This window comes from Cellulomonas telluris (assembly GCF_004886325.1).
Lineage (GTDB): Bacteria > Actinomycetota > Actinomycetes > Actinomycetales > Cellulomonadaceae > Cellulomonas > Cellulomonas telluris.
The window spans coordinates 5,001-9,236 of sequence record NZ_QXFN01000006.1 but is presented as its reverse complement, the minus strand read 5'-3'; the positions used below and the strand labels follow the sequence as shown (position 1 = coordinate 9,236).

The 4,236-nt window shown below is 42.1% G+C and carries 2 rRNA genes (1 of these 2 cut by a window edge); one reads left to right on the top strand and one right to left on the bottom strand.

What is annotated here, in order from left to right:
- Nucleotides 1-627 precede the first annotated feature (627 nt).
- Nucleotides 628-748, bottom strand: a 5S ribosomal RNA gene (rrf, locus tag FB586_RS20390).
- 1,938 nt (nt 749-2,686) lie between these two features.
- Here rrf and FB586_RS20385 point away from each other — a divergent pair.
- Nucleotides 2,687-4,236: ribosomal RNA gene (locus tag FB586_RS20385) — 16S ribosomal RNA — on the top strand (it continues 260 nt past the right edge of the window).

Below are 4,236 nucleotides of genomic sequence, written 5' to 3'. Positions count from 1 at the left end.
ACAGTGAACAGTGGGGACATTTTTTTTTTTTTTTTTTTTTTAAGTAAATGGCAGTTTCTAGGGAATGATGATGGCAAGTTCCAGAGAGGCAGCGTAAAAGGATGAGGCTACTGGGAAGAAGAAAGAGGAAAAGTGCAAGATGAATAGCCAGTGCAATATATACATGTATACTTAACAGATATGGAATGGTTGGCGAAGTAAATTTTTGGCGACGCGGCGACGCGGCGACGCGGTATGCGGAGTTGTAAGATGTACTACGATCATATAGTGTAATGCGGCAAAATGTTAGTGCAGGAAAGCGGGAAGGAATAAGAAGCAACTAAACGAGGGTGTAGAAAAAGACGAAGAGGAAAGTATTAACCGTAGAAGAGAGGGAAATGGAGGGAAGAGAACAAAACCGGAGTTTTTTTTTTTTTTTTTTTGTAGGAATATCGGAGGAGAATATTGTTTGTACATATCAAGTAGTAGCAACCCAATGAGCATAATGGAGTGCTTAACTCTTCAGAAGAAGAGTGCAGCTGGATAGTGCGAATTTTTCTGAATCGAATGGTAGGTTAGTTATGGGATTTAGCATAGGAAGCCAAGAAACTAGAAAAAAAAAAAAAAAAAAAAAAAAAAAAGAAATAAAGATTGCAGCACCTGAGTTTCGCGTATGGTCACCCACTACACTACTCGGTCAGGCTCTTACCAGCTTAACTACAGTTGATCGGACGGGAAACGGTGCTTTCTGGTAGATATGGCCGCAACCGATAGTTTAACGGAAACGCAGGTGATATGAGGGCAGGGTCCAGACATGTTCAGTAGGTGGGAGTGAGAGGTGTTATGGGTGGAGGACAATTTTTATTATATTTCATCTAATAGCAATAGGATATGACAGGTGAAAAAGCAAAAGCAATAGTGCATTGTGATGTGGAGAATAAGGTGCATACGATGAAAAAGGTGATTTGTCATTTACAAGAGGTAGGTCGAAACAGAACATGAAAGTTGGTCGGTAGGTGGCATGCAGAGGTAGTTTCAAGGTGACAGGTTATGAAGATATGGTGCAAAAGACAAATGGATGGTGGCAGGCATAGTAAAATGATGGTGTGGAAGACATAGATGGTATTTGTTTTGCATTTACGGCACCGGATGCGGGCGATAATGACGGGAAGAGATTTAGTATGTGGGACAGAATGTCGGCGGCAGTATTGAGACCATGAGAGTAGCAAACGTAAGTCTAAAGGTTGTTTTATAGTAGTTAGGATGTAGAAAATGTATTCCGATAGGCCATTTTACATTTGGAGGGACGGTTGAAAGTGGACAGAGGAAAAGGTGCGGAAATGGCTGATTTTGATTGTTTATGTTTTGTGTGATGATTTTACATTTTTGCATAGTATTAGGTAGTCAGATGAAAGATGAATAGACATAGGAGTAAGAAAACATAGAATAGTTACCGTTATTGGTAGGAGTGTGGTGGGGTGGTATAGTCCGCATTGGGATGTTACTTTCCTGTTATGGCATGGATTTCCCTTTAGGGTCTCTGAAGCGTATTTCCGTCACCGAAAAAGGCAGAAAAAGGGAAACTGAAGGGAGGATAGTAGTAAAGTTTGAATGGTGGTAGTGTAATGTATGATATCCGTTGGTTTTGGTTTCGGTTGTGAAAAGTTTTTTGGTATGATATTTTGCAAGTAGCATATATTTCTTGTGTGAGAAAGGTATATTTTGTATGTTTTGTATGTTCCCGCGCGTTTCCGTATTTTCCGCTTCCGCTTCCGCAGTAAAAAATAGTGAGGAACTGGGTTACCCGGGGCACCTGTCACTTTGGAAAAAAAATATACGCTAAGATTTTTGGAGAATAGCTTAAATTGAAGTTTTTCTCGGCGAGAAATACGTAGTTAAGGCAGAGCGACAGAGAGGGCAAAAGAAAATAAAAGTAAGATTTTAGTTTGTAATGGGAGGGGGGGTTTAGTCATGGAGTACAAGTGTGAGGAAAAGTAGTTGGGAGGTACTTCATGCGAAAGCAGTTGAAGACAAGTTCGAAAAGAGTTTGGAAACGAATTCGAGTAGGCTTGTCGTTCGTTATGTTTTTGTAAATGGCCTCGTCAAACGGTGGAGAGAGTCGCTAGGTGATCGTCAGATCTGCCTAGTCTCTATACAGCGTGTTTAATTGACATGGGTTGATGCGTATTGAGAGATACAATTTGGGAAGAAATTCCCAGAGTGTGTTTCTTTTGCGTTTAACCTGAACAGTCTCATCGTGGGCATCTTGCGATTCCATTGGTGAGCAGCGAAGGATTTGGTGGATTACTAGCTAATAGCAATCTATTTCAAAGAATTCAAACTTGGGGGAATGCCTTGTTGAATAGCCGGTCGCAAGACTGTGATTCTTCAAGTGTAACCTCCTCTCAAATCAGCGATATCAAACGTACCATTCCGTGAAACACCGGGGTATCTGTTTGGTGGAACCTGATTAGAGGAAACTCAAAGAGTGCTATGGTATGGTGACGGAGTGCGCTGGTCAAGAGTGTAAAAGCTTTTTGAACAGAGAGCATTTCCGGCAGCAGAGAGACCTGAAAAAGCAATTTTTCTGGAATTTCAGCTGTTTCCAAACTCAATAAGTATCTTCTAGCAAGAGGGAATAGGTGGGAAAAAAAAAAAGAGATTTCGGTTTCTTTCTTTTTTACTGCTTGTTGCTTCTTCTTTTAAGATAGTTATCTGGTTGATCCTGCCAGTAGTCATATGCTTGTCTCAAAGATTAAGCCATGCATGTCTAAGTATAAGCAATTTATACAGTGAAACTGCGAATGGCTCATTAAATCAGTTATCGTTTATTTGATAGTTCCTTTACTACATGGTATAACTGTGGTAATTCTAGAGCTAATACATGCTTAAAATCTCGACCCTTTGGAAGAGATGTATTTATTAGATAAAAAATCAATGTCTTCGGACTCTTTGATGATTCATAATAACTTTTCGAATCGCATGGCCTTGTGCTGGCGATGGTTCATTCAAATTTCTGCCCTATCAACTTTCGATGGTAGGATAGTGGCCTACCATGGTTTCAACGGGTAACGGGGAATAAGGGTTCGATTCCGGAGAGGGAGCCTGAGAAACGGCTACCACATCCAAGGAAGGCAGCAGGCGCGCAAATTACCCAATCCTAATTCAGGGAGGTAGTGACAATAAATAACGATACAGGGCCCATTCGGGTCTTGTAATTGGAATGAGTACAATGTAAATACCTTAACGAGGAACAATTGGAGGGCAAGTCTGGTGCCAGCAGCCGCGGTAATTCCAGCTCCAATAGCGTATATTAAAGTTGTTGCAGTTAAAAAGCTCGTAGTTGAACTTTGGGCCCGGTTGGCCGGTCCGATTTTTTCGTGTACTGGATTTCCAACGGGGCCTTTCCTTCTGGCTAACCTTGAGTCCTTGTGGCTCTTGGCGAACCAGGACTTTTACTTTGAAAAAATTAGAGTGTTCAAAGCAGGCGTATTGCTCGAATATATTAGCATGGAATAATAGAATAGGACGTTTGGTTCTATTTTGTTGGTTTCTAGGACCATCGTAATGATTAATAGGGACGGTCGGGGGCATCAGTATTCAATTGTCAGAGGTGAAATTCTTGGATTTATTGAAGACTAACTACTGCGAAAGCATTTGCCAAGGACGTTTTCATTAATCAAGAACGAAAGTTAGGGGATCGAAGATGATCAGATACCGTCGTAGTCTTAACCATAAACTATGCCGACTAGGGATCGGGTGGTGTTTTTTTAATGACCCACTCGGCACCTTACGAGAAATCAAAGTCTTTGGGTTCTGGGGGGAGTATGGTCGCAAGGCTGAAACTTAAAGGAATTGACGGAAGGGCACCACCAGGAGTGGAGCCTGCGGCTTAATTTGACTCAACACGGGGAAACTCACCAGGTCCAGACACAATAAGGATTGACAGATTGAGAGCTCTTTCTTGATTTTGTGGGTGGTGGTGCATGGCCGTTCTTAGTTGGTGGAGTGATTTGTCTGCTTAATTGCGATAACGAACGAGACCTTAACCTACTAAATAGTGGTGCTAGCATTTGCTGGTTATCCACTTCTTAGAGGGACTATCGGTTTCAAGCCGATGGAAGTTTGAGGCAATAACAGGTCTGTGATGCCCTTAGACGTTCTGGGCCGCACGCGCGCTACACTGACGGAGCCAGCGAGTCTAACCTTGGCCGAGAGGTCTTGGTAATCTTGTGAAACTCCGTCGTGCTGGGGATA